Origin of the sequence: Enterobacter sp. JBIWA003, assembly GCF_019968825.1 — a bacterium.
Lineage (GTDB): Bacteria > Pseudomonadota > Gammaproteobacteria > Enterobacterales > Enterobacteriaceae > Enterobacter > Enterobacter quasiroggenkampii.
This window is the reverse complement of sequence record NZ_CP074170.1, coordinates 2665177-2691346: the sequence shown is the minus strand read 5'-3', so window position 1 is coordinate 2691346 and position 26170 is coordinate 2665177. Positions and strand designations below refer to the sequence as shown.

Sequence of the window (26170 nt, the reverse complement as noted above, 5' to 3'; positions counted from 1 at the left end):
CGTGATGAGTGCTTCAACAACGTCGCCACTGCGCGTCGCCATCATTGGCGCCGGGCAGGTTGCGGACAAAGTGCATGCCTCGTATTACGCCACGCGCAGTGATGTTCAGATGGTGGCTGTCATGGACAGCCGCCTCGAACAGGCACAGGCTTTTGCGGAGCGTCATGCCATACCGTCGGCGTGGCAGGACGCGTGCGCCATGCTGGAGGCGGTTAAGCCGGATGTGGTGAGCGTTTGTTCGCCAAACCGATTTCATTTTGAGCATGTGATGGCGGCGCTGGAGGCTGGCTGTCATGTGATGTGCGAAAAACCGCCCGCCATGACGCCGCAAGAGGCCGATGAGATGCGGATGGCTGCACGCAAGGCGGGGAAGGTGCTGGCATATGATTTTCATCACCGTTTCGCGCTCGACACGCAGCTGCTGCGCGAGGCCGTGATGAACGGAACGCTGGGCGAAATCTACTTCACCTCGGCGCAGGCGCTACGGCGCTGTGGCGTGCCGGGCTGGGGCGTCTTCACTAACAAAGCGCTGCAGGGCGGTGGGCCGCTGATTGACATTGGCATTCACATGCTGGATGCCGCGATGTACGTACTGGGTTTCCCGGCGGTCAAAAGAGTCACGGCGCACGGCTTCCAGAGGCTGGGAACCCAAAAAAGCAGCGGCCAGTTCGGCGCGTGGGATCCCGCACAGTTTACGGTGGAAGATGCCCTGTTTGGCACTATCGAATTCTGCAACGGCGGCATTTTGCGTCTGGACACCTCGTTCGCGCTGAATATCCGCGAGCAGTCGATCATGAATGTCGCCTTTTGCGGTGAAAAGGCGGGGGCGACGCTTTTCCCGGCCCACGTTTATCAGGATGACGCCGGGGCGTTACAAACCCTGGTTCAGCGTGAAGAGGCTGACGACCAGCGCCATTTACGCAGCATGGAGGCCTTTGTCCGCCACGTGCAGGGAGAGCCCGTAATGATTGCAGATGCTGAACAGGGGCTGGTGATTCAGCAGCTTGTCGCGGCGCTTTATCAATCGGCAGAAACAGGGGAAAGCGTAACATTATGCTGAGCGTGTCTGTATTAACCGATCCGGGCTTTTGTCCGCACAGTCTGAATAAGTACGCATCCATTATGGCATGCGGTAACGGCTACATGGGCATTCGCGCTGCGCATGAAGAAGATTACACCCAGCAAACCCGAGGAATGTATCTTGCGGGCCTCTATCATCAGGCGGGACGTAACGAGACCACTGAGCTGATCAATTTGCCCGATATCACCGGTATCGAGGTTGAGCTGGACGGGGTGAATTACACCCTTCTGGCCGGGGAGATTCTTGAGTGGCAGCGCGAGCTGGCGTTTGCCAACGGCGAACTGCATCGCCGCGTCGTCTGGCGTTCGCCCAATGGAAAGCGCTATCGCCTGGAGAGTCGTCGTTTTGTCTCTCTGGATCAGCTGCCGCTTGTGGCCATGCAGCTTGCGATCACCCCGCTGGATGATGCCTCGCAGGTGGTGATGAAAACCGGCATTGATGCGACACAAACCAATACGGGCCGGCAACATCTGGATGAAATTTCCGTCAGGGTGTTCGACCAGCACTATATGCAGGGTGTGTATGAAACGCAGGACCGGGCCGCTGATGTTGTCATCTCAGCCTTTTGTCAGCTATCAGCCGACAGCGAAAGCTGCTTTACCGCTAAAAATCGTCGGCTCTCTGCTCACTATTCCCTGACGATACCGAAGGGTGACACTGTCACGCTGGATAAGTTTGTCTGGGTGGTCCATCGCAGCGATAAAGCCCTGTCACAGGAATCTTTCGCGCGCGGCGCGCTGGCGGATCTCAAGGTTTGTGCAGCAAGGGGTTATGCCTCGCTGCTGGAAAGTTCAGCCTGCGCATGGGAAGACGTATGGCGTGACGCCAGGGTGGAAGTGGCTTCTGCATCTCCTGACGATCAGATGGCGCCGGACTATGCCGTCTGGCATCTGACCACCATGACGCCAGCCCATGATGAGCGGAGCAGCATTGCCGCTAAGGGATTGACCGGCGAGGGGTATAAAGGCCATGTCTTCTGGGACACCGAAATATTCCTGCTGCCTTTCCATCTTTTCACTCGTCCGCAGGTGGCCCGCAGTCTGCTGCGCTATCGCTGGCTGAACCTGGCCGGGGCCCGGGAAAAAGCCCGCCGCAACGGCTGGCCGGGCGCGCTGTTCCCGTGGGAGAGTGCCGCGAGCGGCAAAGAGGAGACGCCGGAGTTTGCGGCTATCAACATCCGTACGGGCATGCGGCAGAAAGTGGCCTCCGCCCTGGCCGAACACCACATCGTGGCGGACATTGCCTGGGCCGTTGTGGCCTACTGGCAGGCCACGCGCGATGACGCGTTTATGCGTAATGAAGGGCTGACCCTGCTGGTGGAGACGGCAACGTTCTGGATGGGCCGCGCCACGGAGGTCAACGGGCGCCTGGAAATTCATGATGTGATTGGGCCGGACGAATACACCGAGCATGTGAATAACAACGCCTACACCAACTATCTGGCCTGGCACAACGTGGCCAGCGCATGCCGGTTTATGTCGATGTTTGAGCGTGAAGAGGCCTGCTTCATGGAGAAGGCGACCACCTTCCTGGCCCGCTTGTGGCTGCCGGAAGCCGACGCCGGGGGAGTGATCCCGCAGGACGATTCGTTCATGGCGAAACCCGCCATCGATTTAAGCCGCTATAAAGCCAAAGCGGGTAAGCAGACCATCCTGCTGGATTACTCTCGCGCGGAAGTTAACGAGATGCAAATCCTCAAGCAGGCTGATGTGGTGATGCTTAACTACCTGTTGCCGGAGAAATTTACCCCAGCCCAGTGCGCGGCCAACCTGGCGTTTTACGAGCCGCGGACGATCCATGACTCTTCACTGAGCAAGGCTATTCACGGCATTGTGGCCGCCCGCTGTGGCGATACGGAAGGGGCTTACGCCTTCTGGCGCGCTGGCGTGGCTATCGATCTGGGCGACGATCCGCACAGCAGCGATGACGGCATTCATGCTGCGGCCACGGGTGCCATCTGGTCCGGCGTCATTCAGGGGTTTGCTGGCATGCAGATTGTTGAGGGCGAGCTGCACCTTGCGCCGAAGCTACCCGCTCACTGGCGAAAACTTGCCTTCCCGCTGCGCTGGCAGAACGCACGCCTGCGCTTCACGTTTGAAAATAACGTTTTAACCATCGATACCTCCGCGCCCGTCACGTTAACGCTGTGGGGAAAAACGGTTTGCGTATCGGAGCGGCAGGCATTCTCCCGTAGGGAATTTCTTACATCTTTTAATGGGACCGCTACCACGGAGGCCAGCGATGAAGCCTGAAGCCGTTGTATTCGATCTTGATGGGGTTATCACCGATACCGCACATCTGCACTTTCTCGCCTGGCGTTCGGTCGCGCAGGAGATCGGCATCACTATCGATGAGGTGTTTAACGAGGAGCTGAAGGGAATTAGCCGCATGGAATCCCTGCAGCGGATCCTGCGACACGGTGGAAAAGAGGAGGCGTTTGACGATAAACAGTGCCTGGCGCTGGCGCGGAAGAAAAATGCGCTCTACGTCGCATCGCTGTCGTCATTGACCGAGGCGTCGCTGCTGCCGGGTATCCGGGAGGTGCTGGCGGACATTCGGGCGGCAGAGGTCAAAATTGGGCTCGCCTCCGTTTCCCTCAATGCACCTGGAATACTGCATGCCCTGGGTATTCATGACGCCTTTGATTTTTGCGCTGATGCCTCCCGCATTGTCTGTTCAAAACCGGATCCGGAGATCTTCCTCGCCGCCTGTGCTGGCCTGAACGTCCGCCCTGGTGCGGCCATCGGGGTCGAAGATGCGCCCGCAGGCGTGGCGGCGATCAACGCGGCGGGCATGCTGTCGGTCGGGATTGGCTCAGGCCTGACCCATGCGGGATTACAGCTTCATTCAACGCAGGAACTGACCTGGAAATGCCTGACCGATTTCTGGGCCTCCCGGGCGTATTGATAAGGAATTAAAAATGGCACAACTGTCACTGAAACATATTCAGAAAATTTACGATAACCAGGTCCACGTGGTGAAGGATTTTAATCTCGAAATCGAGGACAAGGAGTTTATCGTTTTTGTCGGTCCGTCTGGCTGCGGTAAATCGACAACGCTGCGCATGATTGCCGGGCTGGAGGAAATCTCCGCCGGCGAACTGGTCATCGACGGCGTTTGCATGAACGACGTGCCCGCCAAGTCACGCGACATCGCCATGGTGTTCCAGAACTATGCGCTTTACCCGCATATGACGGTCTACGACAACATGGCGTTTGGCCTGAAGATGCAGAAAATCGCCCCGGCGGTTATCGAAGAGCGCGTTAACTGGGCGGCACAGATCCTCGGCTTACGGGAGTACCTCAAGCGTAAACCCGGCGCGCTGTCCGGTGGCCAGCGTCAGCGCGTGGCGTTGGGCAGGGCGATAGTTCGGGAAGCGGGCGTCTTCCTGATGGATGAACCGCTCTCCAACCTCGATGCCAAGCTTCGCGTGCAAATGCGGGCTGAAATCAGCAAGCTCCATCAGAAGCTCAATACCACGATGATTTACGTGACCCACGATCAGACGGAAGCCATGACGATGGCGACCCGGATTGTGATCTTAAAAGACGGCATTATTCAGCAGGTTGGTGCACCGAAGCTGGTATACAATGAGCCGGCAAACATGTTTGTTGCGGGGTTCATTGGCTCGCCAGCCATGAACTTTGTTCGTGGCGCCATCGACGACCGCTATTTCGTCACGGAAACGCTGCGTCTCGAGATCCCCGAAGACAAACTCGCGTCACTGCATGCCGCAGGGTACCAGCGTAAAGCCGTGGTCTTTGGGATCCGCCCGGAAGATATTCTCACCCAGCAGAGTAGCGGTGAAAACATCGCGGCAAAAGTCAGCGTGGCCGAACTGACCGGTGCAGAGTTCATGCTCTACGCCACCGTTGGCGGCCATGAACTGGTTGTTCGCGCGGGAGCCGCGAATGATTATGCCGCTGGGGATAATATCGGCATCCAGTTCGACATGAATAAGTGCCATTTCTTCGACGCTGAAACCGAAGCGGCTATTAGATAAGAAAGGTGTTCGCCGGAAATATCCATTTCCGGTTTTTTTGTTTGTTACTTATAAAGGGAATATTTGATGAGTACTCTACTAAAAAGTGCTTCGCTCGTGCTGTGCGCAGGGGTTAGCTGTGCACATGCAACAGAAACGGCTAAACAGTGGGAATTTAATATTGGCGCGATGTATGAAATAGAAAACGTCGAAGGCCAGGGGGAGGATAAAGACGGATTATATGAACCTTCCGTGTGGTTTAATGCAACCTGGGATGCCTGGACTATTTCGCTGGCAATGTATCAGGAAGGGCCGGTTGATTATAGCAGCATGACCCGCGGCACCTATTTTGATCGCCCGGAATTTGAATTACGCTATCGCTTTATCGGAACCGATGATTTTACGTTCGGTCTGACCGGCGGCTTCCGTAATTATGGTTATCACTTTAAGGATGAACACGGCGCCAGAGACGGCAGCGCAAATATGCAGCGCTACAAAATTCAGCCTGACTGGGATATAAAATTAACCGACGACTGGCGTTTTGGCGGCTGGTTTGCCATGTATCAATTTGCCAACGATCTGGAAAAAACCGGCTATTCAGACAGCCGTGTCGAAACCGAAACGGGCTTTACCTGGACCATTAACGAAACCTTTGCCGCTAAAGTAAATTACTATTTAGAGCGCGGTTTCAATATGGACGGTTCACGTAATAACGGCGAGTTCTCCACCCAGGAAATTCGCGCCTATCTCCCTATTTCGTTGGGCCAGACGACCTTAACGCCTTATACGCGACTGGGGCTCGATCGTTGGTCGAACTGGGACTGGCAGGACGATCCTGAGCGTGAAGGGCATAATTTCAACCGCCTGGGTATGCAGTACGCCTATGACTTCAACAACGGTTTATCCATGACGCTTGAATACGCCTATGAATGGGAAAACCATGACGAGGGTGACAACGACCGCTTCCACTATGCGGGCGTTGGGGTAAATTACGCGTTCTGACCGAGGGGCTTCCAGGGGCTACAAGCCCCTGGTTTTAGCGCAGCGAGGCCGCCAGTAAAAAATGCGTATCGACAAGCACTTTTTGCGGGGCGGGATGGCCCGCGATACGCCTGAAGAGAAGATCGCAGCTCTCTTCCCCCAGTTTTCGGGTGGGGATATCAAAGCCGCCAGGTGCGGGCGTTAAAATGAGAGACAGCATCGGGTCGCTGTATCCGGCTATCACCACCTGTTCCGGAATCATCAGATTCAACTCATCCGCCGCGCGATAAAGGCCGAGTAATTTCATGCTGTCGGTAGCAAATACGGCATCAGGCGGCGTGGGTGATGAGAGCAATTCCAGAGCCGCTTTAAGCGCACTCTCATGGGTATAACCGCCGTCCATGATCCAGTCCGGGTTCATCGCAATATGGTGCTTTTCCAGACTGGCTTTATAACCCGCCAGGCGATCGATCGAAACGTGATAATCAAGCGGCGCATGCAGACAGGCAATTTTCTTGCGTCCGTTTTTAATAAAGGTTTCCGTCAGCGTAGCGCTGTCATGAAAATTATCCGTGTCGACGGAGTAAATATTCTGATACTCACCTTCCACTTTACCGATAACCACTACCGGTACGCCATACGCATCCAGCGTGGTGAAAAAGGATTCATTTGCGGGCGAACTCAGCATGATGATCCCTTTGATCATCTTCTGTTTTATTTTACTCACGCATTTCAGCAGATCGTCTTCACTGCTTTTTGAGGTTTGTAAAATAACATCGAATCCTTCTTCTTCCGCTTTTGCCGTAATGGCATGAAGGACATCGGAGAAAAAAGGGTTGCCGGCAGTGGTTTTGGTTGAACGGGTCGAAATAACCATAATGGCATCGAATCCTGAAGAGGTCAGGGCGCGAGCCAGTTTGTTGGGCTGATAATTTAATTCATCAATCGCCTTCAGCACTTTGTCACGTGCTTCGGGAGAAATATTCGTTTGTTTATTCAGAACGCGGGAAACGGTTGATTTCGATACGCCCGCAACCCGTGCGATATCATAAATGGTGGGTGACATACACCTTACTCACTCAGAACTGACAGCAATGTCGTTCATCTTACTGGAGAAAAAACGGCAATAGCAATAAATAAGAATTGATAATCAACGATCTGCCCCCATTTATTGTATTCTGAAGCCATGCATTCAAGGCTTCCAGGCAACGAAGGACGGCGATGAAGCGACTTAAAAACGAAATCAATTCACTGGTAAACCGCGGCGTTGACCGTCATCTGCGACTGGCGGTGACAGGATTGAGCCGCAGCGGTAAGACGGCGTTTATTACCGCGATGGTGAACCAGCTCCTGAACCTGCACGCAGGGGCGCGTCTGCCGTTGCTTGGCGCGGTGCGGGAAGAGCGTTTGCTGGGCGTTAAGCGCGTCCCTCAGCGCGATTTTGGTATTCCCCGTTTTACCTATGACGAAGGGCTGGCGCAGCTGTATGGCGATCCGCCCGCGTGGCCGACGCCGACGCGAGGGGTCAGTGAAATACGTCTTGCGTTGCGTTTCCGCTCGAATGAATCCCTGATGCGCCATTTCAAGGATACCTCCACGCTATACCTTGAAATCGTCGATTACCCCGGCGAATGGCTGCTCGACCTGCCGATGCTGGCGCAGGATTATCTCAGCTGGTCACGCCAGATGACGGGATTGCTGCAGGGGCAGCGCGCCGGGTGGTCAGCCAAATGGCGCCAGCTGTGCGAAGGGCTGGATCCGCTTGCCCCAGCAGATGAAAACCGTCTGGCCGCCATTGCCGACGCCTGGACGGCGTATTTACACCAGTGTAAACAGGAAGGGTTACACTTCATTCAGCCGGGGCGCTTTGTTCTGCCGGGTGATTTAGCAGGCGCGCCTGCGCTTCAGTTTTTCCCCTGGCCAGATGTGGACGGGGTTGGCGAGTCGACGCTGGCGCAGGCTGATAAGCACACTAACGCCGGGATGCTGCGCGAGCGTTACCATTACTACTGTGAAAAAGTGGTTAAGGGGTTTTATAAGAACCACTTTTTACGATTTGACCGTCAGATTGTGCTGGTGGATTGTCTGCAGCCGCTCAACAGCGGGCCACAGGCATTCAACGATATGCGCCTTGCCCTGACGCAGCTGATGCAAAGTTTTCACTACGGGCAGCGGACGCTGTTCCGCCGTCTTTTCTCACCGGTGATCGACAAACTGCTCTTTGCGGCCACAAAAGCCGATCACGTCACGGTCGACCAGCATGCCAATATGGTGTCGCTGCTGCAGCAGCTGGTGCAGGACGCCTGGCAAAACGCCGCCTTCGAAGGGATCAGCATGGATTGCCTTGGGCTCGCGTCGGTGCAGGCAACGCAAAGCGGGCTGATTGACCTTAACGGCGAGAAAATACCGGCATTACGCGGGAACCGACTCAGCGACGGTGAACCGCTTACCGTGTATCCGGGCGAAGTGCCTGCGCGGCTGCCGGGTCAGGCCTTCTGGCAGAATCAGGGCTTCCAGTTTGAAGCCTTCCGCCCGCAGACAATGAGCGTCGACAGGCCATTACCGCACATCCGTCTGGATGCGGCGCTGGAGTTTTTGATTGGAGATAAATTGCGATGACGGAACCATTAAAACCGCGCATTGACTTTACCGGAACGCTTGAGCAGGACGCCCAGGAGGCGTTCAAAACGGCGCAGACGTTCAGCGGAACCCAGGCCGATAACTTTGCCCCGGCGCTGCAGGACGAGCCCGCTGTTGAGGACGGTCCGGCGGAGGCGGTCGTGGACGCCGCGCTGCGTCCAAAACGCAGCCTGTGGCGCAGGATGGTTATCGCCGGTCTGGCGCTGTTTGGCGTAAGCGTGGTTGGGCAGGGCGTGCAGTGGACGATGAATGCCTGGCAAACTCAGGACTGGGTCGCGCTGGGCGGATGCGCCGCGGGCGCGCTGATTGTGGGGGCGGGCGTCGGGTCGGTTGCCACCGAATGGCGTCGACTCTGGCGTCTGCGCCAGCGCGCACACGAGCGTGATGAAGCGCGGGATCTGCTCCACAGCCACGGCACCGGGAAAGGCCGCGCATTCTGTGAAAAGCTGGCCAGTCAGGCCGGAATTGATCAGTCGCACCCGGCGCTTCAGCGCTGGTACGCCGCCATCCATGAGACCCAGAATGACCGGGAAGTGGTGACACTCTATTCCCACATGGTTCAGCCGGTGCTGGATGCTCAGGCGCGGCGCGAAATCAGCCGGTCTGCGGCGGAATCCACCCTGATGATTGCCGTCAGCCCGCTGGCGCTGGTCGATATGGCCTTTATCGCCTGGCGTAACCTGCGCCTGATCAACCGTATTGCGAACCTTTACGGTATAGAGCTGGGTTACTACAGTCGGCTCAGACTGTTTAAGCTGGTCCTGCTCAATATCGCATTTGCCGGGGCGAGTGAGTTGGTGCGCGAAGTGGGAATGGACTGGATGTCGCAGGATCTGGCGGCGCGTCTCTCTGCCCGTGCGGCTCAGGGCATCGGTGCGGGATTATTAACCGCGCGTTTGGGGATTAAAGCGATGGAAGTCTGCCGTCCGCTGCCCTGGATTGACGGCGATAAGCCCCGGCTGGGGGATTTCAGGCGTGAACTGATCGGCCAGCTCAAAGAGACGCTCAATAAAAAACCTGCGCCGTGAGGTTTTGTTCACTAATCGTGCTGGCTGTCAATATTTGTTGACAGCCATCTTCCGGATCACCGTGTTCTGACATATCATTTTACTGTTATTGGCTTAAAACGGTGAATTTCCCATGCGTCTTGAAGTCTTCTGTGAAGACCGTCTCGGTCTGACCCGCGAATTACTCGATCTTCTTGTTTTACGTAGCATTGATTTACGTGGCATTGAGATCGATCCTGTCGGGCGAATTTACCTCAATTTTGCCGAAATTGAATTTAATACCTTCAGTAGCCTGATGGCGGAAATCCGCCGTATCGCTGGCGTTACGGATGTACGCACCATTCCCTGGATGCCGTCCGAGCGTGAGCACCTGGCGCTGAGCGCGCTGCTGGAAGCCATGCCTGAACCGTTCCTCTCCCTGGATTTGAAAAGCAAAGTTGAGCGCGTTAACCACGCGAGCTGCCAGCTTTTCGCACAGAGTCAGGAGAAGCTGAGCAATCATCACGCCGCGCAGCTGATCCCCGGTTTTAACTTCCAGCGCTGGCTGGACAGCAATCCGCAGAACACGCACAGCGAGCATGTGGTGATTAACGGGCAGAATTTCCTGATGGAGATCACGCCGGTCTATCTGAAAGGGGAAGGGAATACCCGCGTGTTGACCGGGGCGGTGATCATGCTGCGCTCGACGCTGCGCATGGGTCGTCAGCTGCAAAACCTCTCCAGTCAGGACGTTGGCGCATTCAGCCAGATTATTGCCGTCAGCCCGAAAATGCGTCATGTGGTTGATCAGGCGCGTAAGCTCGCAAGCCTGACCGCGCCGCTGTTGATTACCGGGGATACCGGCACCGGGAAAGACCTGCTGGCTCACGCCGTGCATCTGGCAAGCCCGCGTGCGGCCAAGCCTTACCTGGCACTTAACTGCGCCTCTATCCCGGAAGATGCCGTTGAAAGTGAGCTGTTTGGTCACGCGCCGGAGGGCAAGAAAGGGTTCTTCGAGCAGGCTAACGGTGGCTCCGTGCTGCTGGACGAGATCGGCGAAATGTCGCCGCGTATGCAGGCTAAGCTGCTGCGTTTCCTGAATGACGGCACGTTCCGCCGCGTCGGTGAGGATCACGAAGTGCATGTGGACGTGCGCGTCATTTGCGCCACCCAGAAGAATCTGGTGGAACTGGTGCAAAAGGGGATCTTCCGCGAGGATCTCTATTACCGCCTTAACGTCCTGACGCTGAACATTCCGCCGCTGCGCGATTGCCCGCAGGACATCATGCCGCTTACGGAGCTGTTCGTCGCCCGCTTTGCCGACGAGCAGGGTGTGCCGCGTCCGAAGCTGTCTGCCGATCTGGGCACGGTGCTCATGCGCTACGGCTGGCCGGGTAACATTCGTCAGCTTAAAAACGCCGTTTATCGTGCGCTGACCCAGCTTGAAGGGTATGAGCTGCGTCCGCAGGATATCCTGTTGCCGGATTACGACGCCGGGACGGTATCCGTAGGCGAAGAGGCGATGGAAGGGTCGCTGGATGATATCACCAGCCGTTTCGAGCGCTCTGTGCTGACGCAGCTGTACCGCAGCTATCCCAGCACCCGCAAGCTGGCAAAACGCCTTGGCGTGTCGCACACCGCGATCGCAAATAAGCTACGTGAATATGGTTTGAATCATAAGAAAGGTGACGAATAACAAAAAAGCCTCTGCAAAGAGGCTTTTTACTTTTCACTTTAGGTTTATTCCTTCGCCAGCGGCGTGTTAACGATGTCTGTTTTTGTCTCGCCCTGAATCGACGCAATCCTGCTTGCAACCTCTTTCACCTGCTGCGGGCTGTGGAGCAGGGTATAGGTCAGATCAAACTGCGCGCTGGCGCCAGGCTGCAGCTGCTTAACCCGCTTCTGTTCGCGTTCAATCGTGACGGGGTAGGCGTAGCTGGTACCCGGTTCAATGCCCGTGACATAACCCTGCTTCAGCGTGTCGGTGTTTTTCCATAAAGTCAGCACGGGCAACTGGCGCGTATCAAACTGGATTGACGCGCCTTTATCACCGGCTTTATTGACCACAGCCGCGAGCGTTTCGTGGTTGTTGTCGGCGAGCGGCTGAATATTAAAGACCATCTCATCAAAGCCTTTTGTCTGCCCGGCGTAGGTTTGCCAGTCGTTTACGCCCGCTTTGGCGTAGTCATTGAATGGGCTCACGCTCGCCGCCGGCGCAAGGAAACGTGCGCCTTCTTCGAGGATCGGCGTCCCGAAGTTGCTGTGATAGATGATTTGATAATCATGAGGGTAATCGGCATGGTTGGTCAGAACATCATGCAGACTGAACTGGTTGGTCCCTGGAACGTAGCGCAGTTCGGTCATGGTTTGCAGATCCGCTTTTTTGAACGTGCTCTCTTTGATCAAACCCCGAACGCGGATCTCATGCGGGGCGGTATCCGCCACCTCAACTTCCACCTGCGATACCGGTGTATTTCCGGCCCTGCCGTGAAGGGTATAAATTTGTCCATCTGCGGTGACCGGATGACCTGTCCACTCGTAGCCACAGCGCACCATCATCTCGTTGAAACCATCCAGCCAGCCGAGACCGTTTCGGCTTTCAAGATTGATATAGGCAGGATTGACGACCTCTTTGACGGGTGAATTCCATCCCAGTCGGGTGCCAAACCCTTCAACGTGCAGAAGGTTCATGCCGCGTGTCGGGCTCAGGGTAATCGTCAGGCCATCTTTACTGCTAATAATGATGACTTTACTGCCTTCCTGCTTGCCGCCGTGTAAGATTTTTTGCTCAATGCTGAACGTCTGATCTTTAACTTTCAGCTCATCACTGGAAATCTTCCAGTTTCCTTTCTCTACGCTGCTTTCAGCACTTGTCAGCACCCAGGTTTTAGCCGCGGCATGGCCAGAAACCAGGACCGCCAGAAGCGTAAAAGCGAATTTGATCTTCATATTTTATCCTTTTTGCTGAAACGATTATTTTCTTTCGTAAGCAAATCTAATGTTTAGACAAAAAGGGAAATGTGATGAGCTTCACTCGGGATGAAAATAGGGGATTTTAACGATTATTATGCGTTGTTGATCACGATCATGTTACATATTGCTCTTATTATTGCAGGATTAATGTGACATGCGAGCATTTAAGCTTTAACGATTCAGCTTTTAAATAATAAAAAACCCCGCCGAAGCGAGGTTGAGAATAAGTTGTATAGAATGCTAAGGACTTATTATGCTTTCAGCACGTCCAGCGCGGCAGTGTAGTCCGGCTCGGTGGTGATTTCGTTAACCAGTTCGCTGAAGACGACAGTGTCGTTTTCGTCCAGAACCAGTACAGCACGTGCTGCCAGACCTTTCAGTGGGCCTTCCGCAATGCTGACGCCGTATTTCTCGAGGAAATCTGCGCTACGCAGGGTGGAGAGGGTGATAACGTTGCTCAGGCCTTCGGCACCGCAGAAACGGGACTGGGCAAACGGCAGGTCAGCGGAAATGCACAGCACAACGGTGTTGTCCATTTCAGTCGCCAGCTGGTTGAATTTACGCACGGATGCGGCACAAACACCGGTATCAATGCTTGGGAAAATGTTCAGTACTTTGCGTTTGCCCGCAAACTGAGCCAGTGTGACGTCAGACAGATCTTTAGCCACCAGAGTAAATGCCTGCGCTTTGCTGCCAGCCTGCGGAATGGAACCTGCTACAGCAACCGGGTTGCCCTGGAAATGAACGAGTTGTGACATAGATATCTTCCTGTTTACATATAGTTAACGTCGTGGCTAGTGTATGCCATCAGCAGATAACACGGCAAACCAAATTTTTCGCCTTTCCGGGCCGCAAGGAGTCAGTGATGAGAAGCGTTAAGGTTTATGAAGAAGCCTGGCCATTGCATACCCCGTTTGTGATCTCGCGCGGCAGCCGAAGTGAAGCCAGCGTGGTCGTGGTTGAAATTGAAGAAGAGGGTGTGAAAGGCGTCGGGGAATGTACGCCTTATCCGCGCTATTGGGAAAGCCTTGCATCTGTAATGGCGCAGATCATGACCCTGGTGCCAGACCTGCAAAAAGGGCTCACGCGCGAGGCATTACAGCAGCGTTTACCCGCCGGAGCGGCGCGCAACGCCATCGACTGTGCGCTCTGGAGCCTTGAAGCCGCTCAGCAGCAAAAACCGCTGACGTCATTGCTGGGCGTGGTCGTGCCGGAGTCCGTCGTGACCGCGCAAACGGTCGTGATTGGTGAGCCGGAGCAGATGGCCGCCAGTGCGAAAGCGCTCTATGACGCCGGAGCCACGCTGTTAAAAGTGAAGCTGGACGATCGTCTGATCAGCGAGCGCATGGTCGCGATTCGCTCGGCGGTGCCCTCAGCCACGCTGATTGTGGACGCCAACGAGTCGTGGCATCCCGAAGGGCTGGCCGCGCGATGCCAGCTGCTGGCCGATCTGGGGGTGGCGATGCTGGAGCAGCCTCTGCCGGTAGAAGAGGATGCGGCGCTGAAGAATTTTATCCATCCGTTGCCTGTGTGCGCGGATGAAAGCTGCCACACACGCGAGAATTTGAGCGAGCTTAAGGGCCGCTATGACATGGTCAATATCAAGCTCGACAAGGCAGGCGGACTGACTGAAGCCCTGGCTCTGGCGGCGGACGCCAGGGCGCAGGGGTTCGACCTGATGTTGGGATGCATGCTTTGCACCTCCCGGGCGATCGGTGCGGCGCTGCCGCTGGTCAATCAGGTCCGTTTCGCCGATCTGGATGGCCCGACGTGGCTGGCGGTTGACGTTTCACCGGCCCTGAAATTTACCAGCGGCGTGCTTCATCTCTGAGGTTGCCAGCGCAGAAGCTCCATCATGGCTTTTAAGTATTTTTCGCTGGCTTCGTCGGAGGAGATCGCCGGGAACTCAGCGGTAATGCAGGGCAGGCTTAAGTCGGCGCACCAGCTCCCGAATGATCCGGGTGTTTCATAACCCACGCTGGTGACGAGCGGCAGGTCGAACGCCCGTGCCAGCCACGCGCCCAGGTCAGAGTGGCGCGGATCTTCAATGCAGGCCAGCGGATCGTGAAAGGAGACAACCCAGGCGGGGTGGATCTTATGGATAAGCTGGCACAGCGCCTGCGTTTCCGGCTCTGAGCCAGGGTTGTCTCCCGTCAGCAACACCACGTCCCGCTCCTCGGCGGAGCTGTTCCAGCGATAAACCGTTTCGCCAGCGCGCCAGTTTGCTGCCGGGAAATTACGGTTCAGGTCGACGCCCCGCGCATTCGCTCGCAATCCCAGCTGACAGCCATCCGGATTGACGGCAAGAATCACGTGATGACGTCGTAATGAAGGGGTCAATGTCCGCAGCGCGCACGAGAGCGTGACGACAGACGAGTTTTCATCACCGTGCGTGCCGGCAATAATCAAACCGCTTTCGCGATCGGCATCGGGTGCCGGGAACCAGATCAGCGATGCGCCTAAAAATGAGCGGCCATATTGTTCAGCGCCCGGAGGGAAGGCGCCGCGTTCCGCGCGGGGTCGGGTGGTTGCCATACGAAATCCTGATAAAGAAGTCTCTACTGGCAGTGTTGTGCAAAAACCGCTGTTAATCAAATAGTTTCCGTAGCGGCTGAGAATTGCCTTAAATCACTATTCAGGCGTAAGTTATTTGCATTTCTTATTGTCGAAACAAATAATTACGCATCTGCTTGTTACCTGAATTTTTTAAAGGGGATCTTATGAAGCATCCTGTTTCGCGTCTTTTCACCGCACTGTGCCTGTGCGGGCTCTCTACACTCTTATACGCTGCTGATGTCCCACAGGGCACGGTGCTGGCGCAAAAACAGGAGCTGGTCAGACATATTAAAGATGAACCGGCTTCGCTCGATCCCGCAAAAGCGGTGGGGTTGCCAGAGATTCAGGTGATTCGCGATCTTTTCGAAGGGCTGGTGAATCAGAATGAGAAAGGGGAACTGACCCCGGGCGTGGCGACGCGCTGGCAGAGTAACGATAACCGTACCTGGACGTTCACCCTGCGTGATAACGCAAAATGGTCTGACGGTACGCCGGTCACCGCGCAGGATTTTGTCTACAGCTGGCAGCGTCTGGTTGACCCAAAAACGACCTCTCCGTTTGCCTGGTTTGCAGCGCTGGCAGGTATCAACAATGCGCAGGCTATCATCGACGGTAAGGCAGCGCCTGATACCCTGGGCGTGACGGCGGTGGATGCCAGGACGTTGCGCGTCCTGCTGGATAAACCGCTACCGTGGTTTAGCAACCTGACGGCAAACTTCGCCTTCTATCCGGTGCAAAAAGCGAACGTTGAAAGCGGGAAAGAGTGGACGCGTCCGGGAGCGCTGGTCGGTAATGGCGCCTACGTCCTGAACGACCGCGTGGTGAATGAAAAACTGGTTGTCGTGCCTAACACCCACTATTGGGACAATGCGAAAACTGTCCTGCAAAAAGTGACCTTTATTCCGATTAACCAGGAATCGTCCGCCACGAAACGCTATCTGGCAGGGGATATCGATATTACCGAATCGTTCCCGAAAAACATGTATCAGAAGCTCCTGAAGGACATTCCGGGACAGGTGTATACGCCGCCTCAGCTCGGGACCTACTACTACGCGTTTAATACGCAAAAGGGGCCGACGGCCGATGCCCGGGTTCGTCTTGCCCTGAGTATGACTATCGATCGCCGCATTATGGCGGAAAAGGTACTGGGTACCGGCGAAAAACCGGCCTGGCATTTTACCCCTGACGTGACGGCGGGCTTCACGCCTGAACCTTCGCCGTTCGAGCAGATGTCCCAGCAGGAGCTGAACGCTCAGGCCAAAACCTTGCTCCAGGCCGCAGGCTACGGCCCTCAGCGTCCGCTGAAGCTGAACCTGCTGTACAACACGTCGGAAAACCACCAGAAAATCGCCATTGCGGTGGCGTCCATGTGGAAGAAAAATCTCGGTGTGGATGTTAAGCTGCAAAACCAGGAGTGGAAAACCTACATCGACAGCCGCAACACCGGCAATTTTGATGTGATCCGCGCGTCATGGGTGGGGGATTACAACGAGCCCTCGACCTTCCTGTCCCTGCTGACCTCAACCCACAGCGGCAATATCTCGCGTTTTAATGACCCGGCTTACGATAAAATTATCCACCAGGCGACGCTCGAAACCACGGCGAAAGCGCGTAACACCGACTACAACATGGCGGAGAAAATCCTTATGGAGAAAGCACCTATCGCGCCTATTTACCAGTACACCAACGGTCGACTGATTAAACCCTGGGTGAAAGGGTACCCCATTAATAACCCGGAAGACGTGGCGTATAGCCGGACGATGTATATTGAGAAGCACTGACGAGTAGGGGTTCGCTGCTACCAAATCCAGAACTGGCGCGGAGCTTAGCGCCAGTTGCTCCTTCTGATTCTCTCCCGCCACAGCAGAAAGTCGCACTTTCCTGACGATACTTACTGCTGATATTTCTCAGGCGATGCAAAAACAACACCATACGCAATGGTGGGTAAAAATTGCATGAGTTGAATATCGCCGTCTACACTTGAACAAAATAATATCTTGTGTTCTGCATATTAAAAACATGCAGTAACTCCAGTGAGGTCAACATGTCTTTCACTAACAGAGAGTTGCGTGAACTTGTCGAAACACAATTAAAATATACGTTATGCGTTAGCATAAACAAGGCTACCAACGGCGATATATTCAATGCTGTGGCGCTGGCAGTGCGGTATTTTCAGCAAGATCGCTTTCTCGATAGTCAGGCCCGGCAACGCGTGGAAAAGAAAAAACGCGTTTATTATCTCTCGATGGAATTTTTGCTTGGGCAGTCATTACGCAATAACCTGATGAACCTGAATTTGCTTGATGATATGCGTCAGGTTGTCACTGACCTGGGGTTTGATTTCGATGGTATTCTTGACGAAGAACCCGATGCCGCGCTTGGAAATGGTGGCCTTGGGCGGTTAGCTGCCTGCTTTATTGACTCAATGGCAACGTTAGACATTGCTGCCTCAGGTCATGGCATTAAATACGAATATGGTTTATTCAGGCAGTCTTTTCAGAATGGTCAGCAAATCGAACATCCGGACGACTGGCATTCCATGCATTCCCCCTGGCTGGTTGAACACCATAGCCAGGCAATGCTGATCCCAATTGGTGGATATATCGAGCACGCAGATGATGCTGACGGGAATTATAATCCAATGTGGTTGGGGTGGAATACCATCGTTGGTATCCCAAATGACTATTTCGTTTCTGGCTACAGAGGTAGCACCACGAATAAGCTTCGTTTATACAGTGCCGTAGCCTCTAACTCTTTTGATATTCATATTTTCAACCATGGCGATTACATCAAAGCGGTCAGTGAAAAAATCGCCTCCGAGAATATTTCAAAAATACTCTATCCTTCTGATGAGATCCTCTCGGGCAAGGAGCTGCGACTGACTCAGGAGTATTTTCTTGTAGCATGTACCTTGCGAGATATTTTTCGCGAATACGCTGAGATTGAAACTGACATTTCGTTACTTCCGCGGCATGTCGCCATCCAGCTAAATGATACGCATCCCGCGCTGGCTGTTGTCGAGTTGATGCGAATACTTGTCGACGAGTACAGCCTTCCCTGGCACCAGGCCTGGGATATCACCCAAAGAACCTGTGCATACACCAACCATACGTTGATGCCCGAGGCTCTGGAGACCTGGCCAGTGGCGTTGTTCGAAAAATTGTTGCCGCGACACTTGCAGATTATTTTTGAAATTAACCATCGTTTTCTTGCGGATGTCGCCTCCCGATGGCCAGACAAACCGCACTTATTGACCTCCTTGTCACTGTTTTCGGGGAACAACGAGAAAAGCATCAGGATGGCAAATCTGGCCATCGTCGGGAGTCACTGTGTTAATGGGGTGGCAATGCTCCATTCCGAGCTTATCAAAACGCACCTGGTTCCCGATTTTTATTTTATTACGCCAGATAAATTCATTAATCAGACCAACGGCATTACACCGCGCAGATGGTTGCAGCAGGCTAACCCAAATCTTGCCGCGTTTCTGAATCAGCAATTGGGTACCCGATGGCCGACGGATTTACATATGCTTCGACAGCTGGAGAAGCATGCGGATGATACGGGGGTGATCGATCATATTCGCGGCATTAAATTCAAAAATAAATCCGCGTTGAGCCAGATTGTTTCACAACGTTATGGGATTATGTTGGACCCGATGGCAATGTTTGATTGCCAGGTAAAACGCATTCACGAATACAAGCGCCAGCTTCTGAATATTCTGCACGTCATTTCTCTCTATATTGATATTAAAGAGAATGGGAGAACCATAGCGCCTAAGGTGCATCTTTTTGCAGGTAAAGCGGCACCCGGTTATCGAATGGCAAAGCTTATTATTCAGTTAATTAATGCTGTAGCGAATAAAATCAACAGTGATGCGCGTATTGCCGGGCAGCTGAAAGTCATTTTTCTTGAGGATTACAAAGTCTCCTTAGCCGAAAGCATAATACCGGCAACAGACCTGTCTGAACAAATATCCACAGCAGGCACGGAGGCATCTGGAACCAGTAATATGAAGTTCGCGCTCAACGGTGCGTTAACAATGGGTACGTATGATGGTGCCAACATTGAAATTCTTAATGCTGTTGGGGCAGAAAACTTCTATCTTTTCGGCGCGACGGCTGAAGAAGTCAATGAAATGCGTTCAAAAGGCGATAATAATCGTTTCTATCGTCAGAGCGATCCTCGAATGATGCGTATAGTGGATACGCTTATTTCAGGTGAATTTAGCGCCGATCGCGAAATTTTTGCACCGCTACACCATATGTTGACAACAGCCGATCATTATTGTCATCTGCTGGATTTTGACAGCTACAGTCAAACCCAACGTCAGGCAATGGCTGATTTTGAACATCCCCGCCAGTGGCATCGAAAAGCGTTGCTAAATATTAGCCGAATGGGAGAGTTTTCGAGTGACAGAACCATTCAGGGCTATGCAAGGGATATTTGGGGAATAAATTGCTGATGGTCATGCTTCCGGTTGCCTTCCGGGAGCGATATCGGTGCACTATGATCATCATTCGGGAACACGTTACGCCCCTGATGCGAGGCTGATTATGAACTTTGAAATACAGAGTGAAAATGACGTACAGATTGTCGTTCCGCTGGTTCGCAGGCTGGATGCTTCTGTCGAGCAGACCTTTAAGCAGCAGGTGCTGGAGGTGATTGAAAAAAGTAATAAAAAGATATTGCTGGATTTCAGCCACGTAGATTTTATTGACAGCAGCTGTCTCGGCGCGCTGGTATCCATACTCAAGAGTTTAAACGGCAAGGGTGAGCTGGTGCTGTGTTCGCTTAACAGCAATACACACGCTCTCTTTAAGCTGACCAGGATGGATCGTATTTTTTCTATCAGGGCCAATCGGCAGGATGCCCTGCAGGTGTTGATGGGCTAATATCACAGCTCTCTTCGGGGAGAAAGCGGGATGTGCCAACGGTTAAAACGAGAACTGACGCATTCTCGCGCCAGTCCTGAAAACATGGCTCCGCTCCACCCGCACAGTATTCACCCGGGCTGATACCGGCGCGCTATTGTGCTAATAACGCACTAAACTTCGCCAGCCACTGCGGATGGGCGGGCCAGGCGGGAGCCGTTACCAGGTTGCCGTCGACATGGGCCTGATCGATGCCGATCGTGGCGTAGTGTCCACCCGCGAGGCGTACCTCAGGTGCACAAGCCGGGTAGGCGCTACAGGTACGGCCTTTCAGGATGCCCGCGGCAGCGAGCAGCTGCGGGCCATGGCACACTGCAGCAATCGGTTTGCGCGCGGCGTCAAATGCCTGTACCAGCTTTAACACATCCTCATTTAGCCGCAGATACTCGGGTGCTCTGCCGCCGGGGACGAGCAGCGCGTCGTAGTCCTGCTCCTTTACGGCGGAAAAGTCGGCGTTGAGGGTAAAGCGGTGACCGGGTTTTTCGCTATAGGTCTGGGCGCCGTCGAAATCATGGATTGCCGTCATGATGTAGTCGCCTTTTGGTTTGTCGGGGCAGACTGCATCCACCTGATGGCCAATCATCTGCAAAGCCTGAAAAGGCACCATGGTTTCGTAATCTTCGGCATAATCGCCCACCAGCATCAGGATCTTCTTGCTCATCATTCCTCTCCCTTGTCATTAAAGATGATTAAGATATAGCCTGGCGTGGCTGAAATGCCGGAAATAAAAAAGCCCGTCAGAGCACGGGCAACATAAGCAAATGAATAAGTGATTCGTTATCAACGTAGTTGGAGGATAACGGCGCGTATCTTACGCGGCTGTCAGGCTTGCAGATACCTGACAAATTCGGTAGGTGAAACACGATATTAAACGTGCGTTATGGTGCATCGAAGGTCGGGTAAAGACTATTTTCGAGAAATTCGACGAGATACCAGATCTCACCGCTAAAAATAAACCATAAGCCAAATATAATAAGGAGCAAAATAATTAAGGTGAGTATTATTTCTGTTTTTCCCATTGCAGATTTTACCCACCTGAAGTTAATTGAGTCGAGGCAGGCATTGTAGCGGGGCTTTCTCGTATACTCCAGTTTCATGCTGCAAGGACTTTATTGCGTCCGTCATTTTTAGCGCGATACAGCGCGTCGTCTACCCGCTTAAACAGCTCATCAATCGTCTCGCCCTGGTTATGTCGCGCCACGCCAATACTGACGGTAAACCGCGGTAAGCCCGGAATCGTAATGCGGGCAACGGCTGCACGGATCGACTCGGCAATCTGCAAGGCGATGTCGAGAGGGGTATGCGGCAGCAGGATAACGAACTCTTCGCCTCCCCAGCGGAACACCAGATCATTCTCCCGGCTACAGGCTTCCAGCGTTCGGGAGAGGGCGATAAGCACCTCATCGCCCTTCAGATGACCAAACAGGTCGTTGATGTTTTTGAAGCGATCGGTATCCACCAGCAGCAGGCTAAACTGCTGTTGGGCAGGAAGATGATTCAGGTTGTTGGGATCGGTAATCGCGTAGAACTGGCGACGGTTAAGTAACCCGGTCATGGAGTCACGTAGTGCGGCATGTTCCAGCTCTTGCTCCAGTCTTTTTTGCTCGGTGATATCGTGGATGATGCACAGCATCAGCTTGTCACCGTAGATCTCAATGGGGCCGGCATACGTCTGAACGTGGCGGGTAGAGCCGTCGGCAAGGCGGTGAACAAAGTTGAGCGGCTTATGGCCGCCGGGCAGCGCGGCAATCGCAGTCATAATGGGCAACACGTCTCGCCCGAGAGTATTGATTTCCCAGGTATGTTTACTGCACATGTCATCATGTGAGTAACCGTAAAAATTGAGCGCGGCCAGGTTAGCATCAACGATCTGGCCATCGCGGGCCGGATCGATTAACAGCATCGGCGCGCTGTTGGTCTGAAAAAAACGGGCGTAAAACCCCTGTTTTTTCCGCCGGTAGGTTGCGGAGCGGCTGGCCTTTAGCCCAGAGAGAATGTGCTGGGCGATCCCCTCGAAAACAATCACATCTCCCCAGGGGGCATAATGGGCAAGCGAGAGACGACAGCTTAGCGGCGTATCCTGTCCATCCCGGTTTATTGTCCAGATTTCGACGATCTCCTGCCCGGTTTTCAGTTCAGGTACATACATCGACAGGAGGTGCTGTGCATTCGCGGAATAGAGACCTTTACGCAGCTGGTCCAGGGTCTTCTCTCCCATAAGCTGCGTTGCGGTCACATTCGCAAAAACGATCGCTTCCGAAGCGGGGGAAATCAGCCATACGGGTGTTTTAATGATGTTCAGCGCTTCAAAACCGTTTTGCGACATAGGCATTTCCTGTTCATCGGCTCAATGCGCCTGACAATCATGACAGACGTGACGAGTGTCTACTGCTTTGAAACATACTCTACTCAACCCCGTCAGGCATGGTTTTTTTGTGAAATAAATGCGGGGTCCGTTTGAATTTTATTAATGGGTATAATTTGCCTGTCGGAGTTTATCTGCAGAAGCAGCCACGGCACCTGTTCGGCAGGTAAGGGGCGGGAGAAAAGATAACCCTGCAGGTAGTCGCAGCCGAGACGGGTGAGAACCTCCTGCTGCTCTTGGGTTTCAATCCCTTCAGCCACCACGTTCATCTCCATGGTTCGGGCGATACTCATGATGGTTTCAACCAGCTTGTAGCTTTTTTCATTTTCCAGCATCGACGTCACAAAGCTTTTGTCGATCTTGAGCTCTTTTGCCGGCAGCACGCTCAGCATCAGCAGGTTTGAATAGCCCGTACCGAAATCATCAATCGAGACGGTGATCCCCGCATGATTAAACGCGTTGAGTAACTCAATGCTGCGGTCGAGATTTTTCAGCGCGGTGCTTTCCGTAACCTCAAGGATCAGCCTGGACGGGGACAAGCTATATTTTTCCAGCATCGACGATACGATATGGAAAATGTCCGGCTGTTCGTGTAGTGCGCCCCAAAAGTTAGACACCAGATCAAAAACTGAGGGCGCATGGCAAAATTTTCATTGGAATTCAAAAAGGAAGTGTCAGAGAAGTATCTGGAAGATGAGTTGAGTCTGAAATCTGTAGCCAGGATGTACGACATAAGCCCTTGCACGGTAAGAAAATGGGCTTATGCCTACCGGGAGCATGGGATCGGTGTGCTTACGGGTAAAAAGGGACGCTACTCTGCTGATTTCAAACTTATGGTAGTAAAAGAAGTTGTGGATGATGGCTTCTCTGTTCGTGAAACTGCGGTAAAACATGGGATACCAGCCTTTGGTACTGTATGTACCTGGCTTGAAAAATATAGAAAACATGGCGAGGATGCTTTCACCCGAAAAAATCAAAAGATCATCCCAGTGCCAGATAAAAGCATCACGCCAGTCCCACCACAGCCAGCATTAACCGATGTTGAGCGAGAGGAACTTGAACAACTCAGGGTCGAGAATGCCTACTTAAAAAAGCTGAAGGCCTTGGTTCAGCAGAAAACATGCTCAGCGCCCAGGAAAAAGTGAGCATTGTAAGTGAACTAAGGCAGGAATGGCCATTGTCCCGATTGTTAATCGTTGCTGGGCTGCCCCGGAGTACATTTTACTATCATGTAAAACGTCTTGCGGCTCCGGACCGATACCAGTCTGCCAGAGCGCTTGTGCTGAAAATTTATCACCAGCACAAAGGTCGCTATGGTTACAGACGCATCAGGCTGGCATGTCGTAACGAGGGGGTTTTACTTAATGGCAAAACCGTTAGAAAACTCATGAAGGAACTGGGTATTAGCAGCCTGATTCGCGTCAAAAAGTACCGTTCATATAAAGGAGAACAAGGACGAATTTGCGATAATCTCCTGAAACGCCAGTTTGACGCAGAACGCCCCAACGAGAAGTGGGTCACAGATGTCACTGAGTTTAAAGTGAATGGCAAAAAGCTGTATTTGTCGCCCATCATGGATCTTTATAATGGCGAAATCATTGCTTATAACCTCGCTAACCGCCCTCTACCTTCAATGGTGCAGACTATGCTCACGGATGCGCTGAAACAGTTGCCGAAAGACGAACACCCAATATTGCACAGCGATCAAGGCTGGCAATATCAGATGTCACGCTGGCAACGATGGTTAAAAGATAGTGGCATCGCCCAGAGTATGTCTCGTCGGGGAAATTGCCTTGATAATGCAGTGATAGAGAGTTTTTTTGGAACATTGAAATCAGAATGTTATTACCTCAATGAATATAAAAATGTGGATGACTTAAAGCGAGACATTATCGATTACATTGATTATTATAACCAATTGAGGATAAAGGAAAAACTTGGCGGTCTTAGTCCGGTACAATATCGATTGAGTCAGGCTGCATAAGTTGTCCAAGATCTGGGGCGCAGATCAGTTCGAACTGGACGGGGGATAAGTTGAGCGACAGCGTCCACTGGCTAAACCCTTGTTCAGTCCAGAAATGCAGCTGTCGACATGCCGCTTCAATGGCCCAGTTGCCCACCGGAATAATTAAGCCGGTTTGTTCCAGCGAGGGGATAAACAGGCCCGGCAGAACAACGCCTTGCTCAGGGTGCCGCCAGCGCAGCAGGGCTTCAAAACCATGGATAGTCTTCTCTTGCGCATACCAGGTTGGCTGGTACCAGAGTTCAAACTGATCGCGCTCAAGCGCCTGAGAGAGTTCCTGCAGAAAACCGGGTTTTGCCGGGATTGCTGTCGACATCTCGGATCGGTAGTGCGCCCAGCCGTTCCGGCCGTCGTCTTTGACGTGATGCAGGGCTGCATCCGCCTTGAGCTTTAGCTCATGCAGCGTTTCGCCATCCTGAGGATAGAGGCTGACGCCCGCACTGATTGTCGTGCTTAGCGTATGACCACAGATCGAAAGAGGACGTCGTACATCCTCGAGCAACGACGCGAGCAGGGCGTTGAGTTTGTCGTCGTCACATTCCGGTACCAGCAGGATAAAGGCGTCACCTCCCAGCCTTGCCAGGGTCATCTCACGCGTGAGACGGGAAGTGATGCGCTGTGCAACGGTGATCAATAACTCATCGCCGACGCTGTGACCCCAGGTATCGTTGACGCGTTTGAAATGATCGACGTTCAGGAAAATGACGGCAAATTGCCTGTTACTCAGCAACGCGCTGCGCAGGCAGTCCTGCATGCGGATGTCCATCTGATGGCGATTCGCGAGTCCGGTGAGCGCATCAAAGCGCGCCTGCAGCTCAAGCTGCCGATTGAGCTGCCGAAGATTGTCCGTCAGCCGGCCGGTACGCCGGTGAGAGTCGACAAGAGAAATAATTAACATCACGCCAAGCAGGCAGAGCGTGGTGACCGAAACCCAGATGGATAACCCGAGCTCGCCGATCCCACCGGGAAGGGTATGCGACATTTCCGGGTAATGCGCGGCACTCATGCCGGTATAGTGCATCGCACAAATGGCGGCGGCCATGACCAGGGCCGCGAGAAGGCGCTCGATAAAAACCCCTTTGTCTCGCAGGCGGAAAGCCAGCCACAGCGCAGTGCCGGAAGCCACCACGGCAATGACCACGGACAACCCCACAATACGGCGATCCCAGATGATGCTGCCATCCAGCATCAGGGCCGCCATACCGATATAGTGCATGAATACCACGCCTGCGCTCAGGATTGCGGTGGCAACGATGGGGCGAAAGAGAGACCGTTTTTTTCCCGCGACGGCAATATCAAGGGCCGTGGTAGACGCAATAACCGCGACGCCCAGCGATGTAAGGGTTAACCAGAGGTCATAGCGCATCATCATGGGCATTTGCATCGACAGCATGCCGATAAAGTGCATCGACCAGATGCCGATGCCGAGCGAGATACCGCCGGCCATACGCCAGAACAGGGCAGCCTTTCGGCTGGAAAGGGGAATCTTTCCGGCACTGTCCAGCGCCACAAAGGAGGCGATAAACGCCACCAGATAAGAGATAGCGATTAACACAGGGTCCCACGATATATTGAGCATTATGCAATCCCACGCCTGAGAGGGTTACCGATTTCGCCTGCCGGGCACATCTTTATCTGGCAACGAACATGCG

Annotated in this window: 20 protein-coding genes and 2 pseudogenes; 13 read left to right on the top strand and 9 right to left on the bottom strand. The window is 53.6% G+C overall.

What is annotated here, in order from left to right:
* Position 1 precedes the first annotated feature (1 nt).
* From KGP25_RS12905 to KGP25_RS12885, 5 genes are all read left to right on the top strand, one after another.
* Positions 2–1060, top strand: a complete 1059-nt coding sequence (locus KGP25_RS12905) for a Gfo/Idh/MocA family oxidoreductase (protein ID WP_126533752.1) — start codon at positions 2–4, stop codon at positions 1058–1060.
* Positions 1054–3333 carry a glycoside hydrolase family 65 protein gene (locus KGP25_RS12900; RefSeq protein WP_223539064.1) on the top strand — a complete coding sequence of 760 codons (2280 nt, stop codon included), beginning with the start codon at positions 1054–1056 and terminating at the stop codon, positions 3331–3333. Before KGP25_RS12905 ends, KGP25_RS12900 begins: the two co-directional genes overlap by 7 nt.
* Positions 3323–3988, top strand: coding sequence for a beta-phosphoglucomutase (pgmB, locus tag KGP25_RS12895; RefSeq protein WP_223539063.1), 666 nt, complete (start codon positions 3323–3325; stop codon positions 3986–3988). Before KGP25_RS12900 ends, pgmB begins: the two co-directional genes overlap by 11 nt.
* A 13-nt stretch (positions 3989–4001) precedes the next feature.
* Positions 4002–5084, top strand: coding sequence for an ABC transporter ATP-binding protein (locus tag KGP25_RS12890; protein ID WP_223539062.1), 1083 nt, complete (start codon positions 4002–4004; stop codon positions 5082–5084).
* 66 nt (positions 5085–5150) lie between these two features.
* Positions 5151–6065 (top strand): OmpG family monomeric porin, encoded by a 915-nt coding sequence (locus KGP25_RS12885; protein WP_223539061.1) that lies wholly within the window; start codon positions 5151–5153, stop codon positions 6063–6065.
* Positions 6066–6099: 34 nt separating this feature from the next.
* Here the strand turns inward: KGP25_RS12885 and KGP25_RS12880 are convergent, their stop codons facing one another.
* Positions 6100–7110, bottom strand: coding sequence for a LacI family DNA-binding transcriptional regulator (locus KGP25_RS12880; RefSeq protein WP_032674909.1), 1011 nt, complete (start codon positions 7108–7110; stop codon positions 6100–6102).
* Positions 7111–7265: 155 nt separating this feature from the next.
* Here KGP25_RS12880 and KGP25_RS12875 point away from each other — a divergent pair, with 155 nt between their 5' ends.
* The 3 genes from KGP25_RS12875 (at position 7266) to tyrR (ending at position 11366) form a co-directional block, all read left to right on the top strand.
* Positions 7266–8663, top strand: a complete 1398-nt coding sequence (locus KGP25_RS12875; protein WP_223539060.1) for a YcjX family protein — start codon at positions 7266–7268, stop codon at positions 8661–8663.
* Complete coding sequence (locus tag KGP25_RS12870; protein WP_048223579.1) at positions 8660–9712, top strand: YcjF family protein; 1053 nt, start codon at positions 8660–8662, stop codon at positions 9710–9712. The genes KGP25_RS12875 and KGP25_RS12870 overlap by 4 nt, the downstream gene beginning before the upstream one ends.
* Before the next feature lie 112 nt (positions 9713–9824).
* A complete protein-coding gene (gene tyrR / locus KGP25_RS12865; protein ID WP_008501254.1) occupies positions 9825–11366 on the top strand; it encodes a transcriptional regulator TyrR in 1542 nt (513 codons plus the stop codon).
* A 44-nt stretch (positions 11367–11410) separates the two neighbouring features.
* Here the strand turns inward: tyrR and KGP25_RS12860 are convergent, their stop codons facing one another.
* Together KGP25_RS12860 and tpx are read right to left on the bottom strand one after the other, a co-directional pair.
* Positions 11411–12619: an aldose 1-epimerase family protein gene (locus KGP25_RS12860; RefSeq protein ID WP_223539059.1), complete on the bottom strand. Its 1209-nt coding sequence runs from the start codon at positions 12617–12619 to the stop codon at positions 11411–11413.
* Between the two features lie 275 nt (positions 12620–12894).
* Positions 12895–13401, bottom strand: coding sequence for a thiol peroxidase (gene tpx, locus KGP25_RS12855; RefSeq protein ID WP_023335907.1), 507 nt, complete (start codon positions 13399–13401; stop codon positions 12895–12897).
* Positions 13402–13508: 107 nt separating this feature from the next.
* Between tpx and ycjG the strand changes: the two genes are divergently transcribed.
* Positions 13509–14474: an L-Ala-D/L-Glu epimerase gene (gene ycjG, locus KGP25_RS12850; protein ID WP_223539058.1), complete on the top strand. Its 966-nt coding sequence runs from the start codon at positions 13509–13511 to the stop codon at positions 14472–14474.
* Here ycjG and mpaA read toward each other — a convergent pair.
* The gene (gene mpaA, locus KGP25_RS12845) at positions 14465–15178 is read right to left on the bottom strand and encodes a murein tripeptide amidase MpaA (protein ID WP_045908858.1); all 714 of its coding nucleotides are present in this window, start codon (positions 15176–15178) and stop codon (positions 14465–14467) included. The genes ycjG and mpaA overlap by 10 nt on opposite strands.
* Before the next feature lie 185 nt (positions 15179–15363).
* On the opposite strand from mpaA, the gene KGP25_RS12840 reads away from it, so the two are divergent.
* The 3 genes from KGP25_RS12840 (at position 15364) to KGP25_RS12830 (ending at position 20091) form a co-directional block, all read left to right on the top strand.
* Positions 15364–16980, top strand: coding sequence for a peptide ABC transporter substrate-binding protein (locus KGP25_RS12840; protein ID WP_223539057.1), 1617 nt, complete (start codon positions 15364–15366; stop codon positions 16978–16980).
* A 263-nt stretch (positions 16981–17243) separates the two neighbouring features.
* Positions 17244–19661 (top strand): glycogen/starch/alpha-glucan phosphorylase, encoded by a 2418-nt coding sequence (locus tag KGP25_RS12835; RefSeq protein ID WP_223539056.1) that lies wholly within the window; start codon positions 17244–17246, stop codon positions 19659–19661.
* Between the two features lie 91 nt (positions 19662–19752).
* The gene (locus tag KGP25_RS12830) at positions 19753–20091 is read left to right on the top strand and encodes an STAS domain-containing protein (RefSeq protein WP_069719078.1); all 339 of its coding nucleotides are present in this window, start codon (positions 19753–19755) and stop codon (positions 20089–20091) included.
* 133 nt (positions 20092–20224) lie between these two features.
* Here the strand turns inward: KGP25_RS12830 and KGP25_RS12825 are convergent, their stop codons facing one another.
* The 4 genes and pseudogenes from KGP25_RS12825 to KGP25_RS12810 form a co-directional block, all read right to left on the bottom strand.
* Positions 20225–20791, bottom strand: coding sequence for a DJ-1/PfpI family protein (locus tag KGP25_RS12825; RefSeq protein ID WP_223540559.1), 567 nt, complete (start codon positions 20789–20791; stop codon positions 20225–20227).
* 217 nt (positions 20792–21008) lie between these two features.
* Complete coding sequence (locus KGP25_RS12820; RefSeq protein WP_045909000.1) at positions 21009–21149, bottom strand: Ecr family regulatory small membrane protein; 141 nt, start codon at positions 21147–21149, stop codon at positions 21009–21011.
* A 74-nt stretch (positions 21150–21223) separates the two neighbouring features.
* Entirely contained in the window at positions 21224–22456 is a 1233-nt protein-coding gene (locus tag KGP25_RS12815; protein ID WP_223539055.1) for a sensor domain-containing diguanylate cyclase, read from the bottom strand.
* Positions 22457–22548: 92 nt separating this feature from the next.
* Positions 22549–23085: pseudogene (locus tag KGP25_RS12810) on the bottom strand (EAL domain-containing protein); the annotation flags it as partial.
* 48 nt (positions 23086–23133) lie between these two features.
* Between KGP25_RS12810 and KGP25_RS12805 the strand changes: the two are divergent.
* Positions 23134–24479 (top strand): IS3 family transposase gene (locus KGP25_RS12805; protein ID WP_123060779.1). Its coding sequence is split into 2 segments (ribosomal slippage): positions 23134–23616 and positions 23619–24479, totalling 1344 coding nucleotides; the frame shifts between segments, so codons are not numbered across the junction.
* A gap of 28 nt (positions 24480–24507) precedes the next feature.
* Here the strand turns inward: KGP25_RS12805 and KGP25_RS12800 are convergent.
* Positions 24508–26097, bottom strand: a pseudogene (locus KGP25_RS12800) (MHYT domain-containing protein); the annotation flags it as partial.
* Positions 26098–26170: the final 73 nt, after the last annotated feature.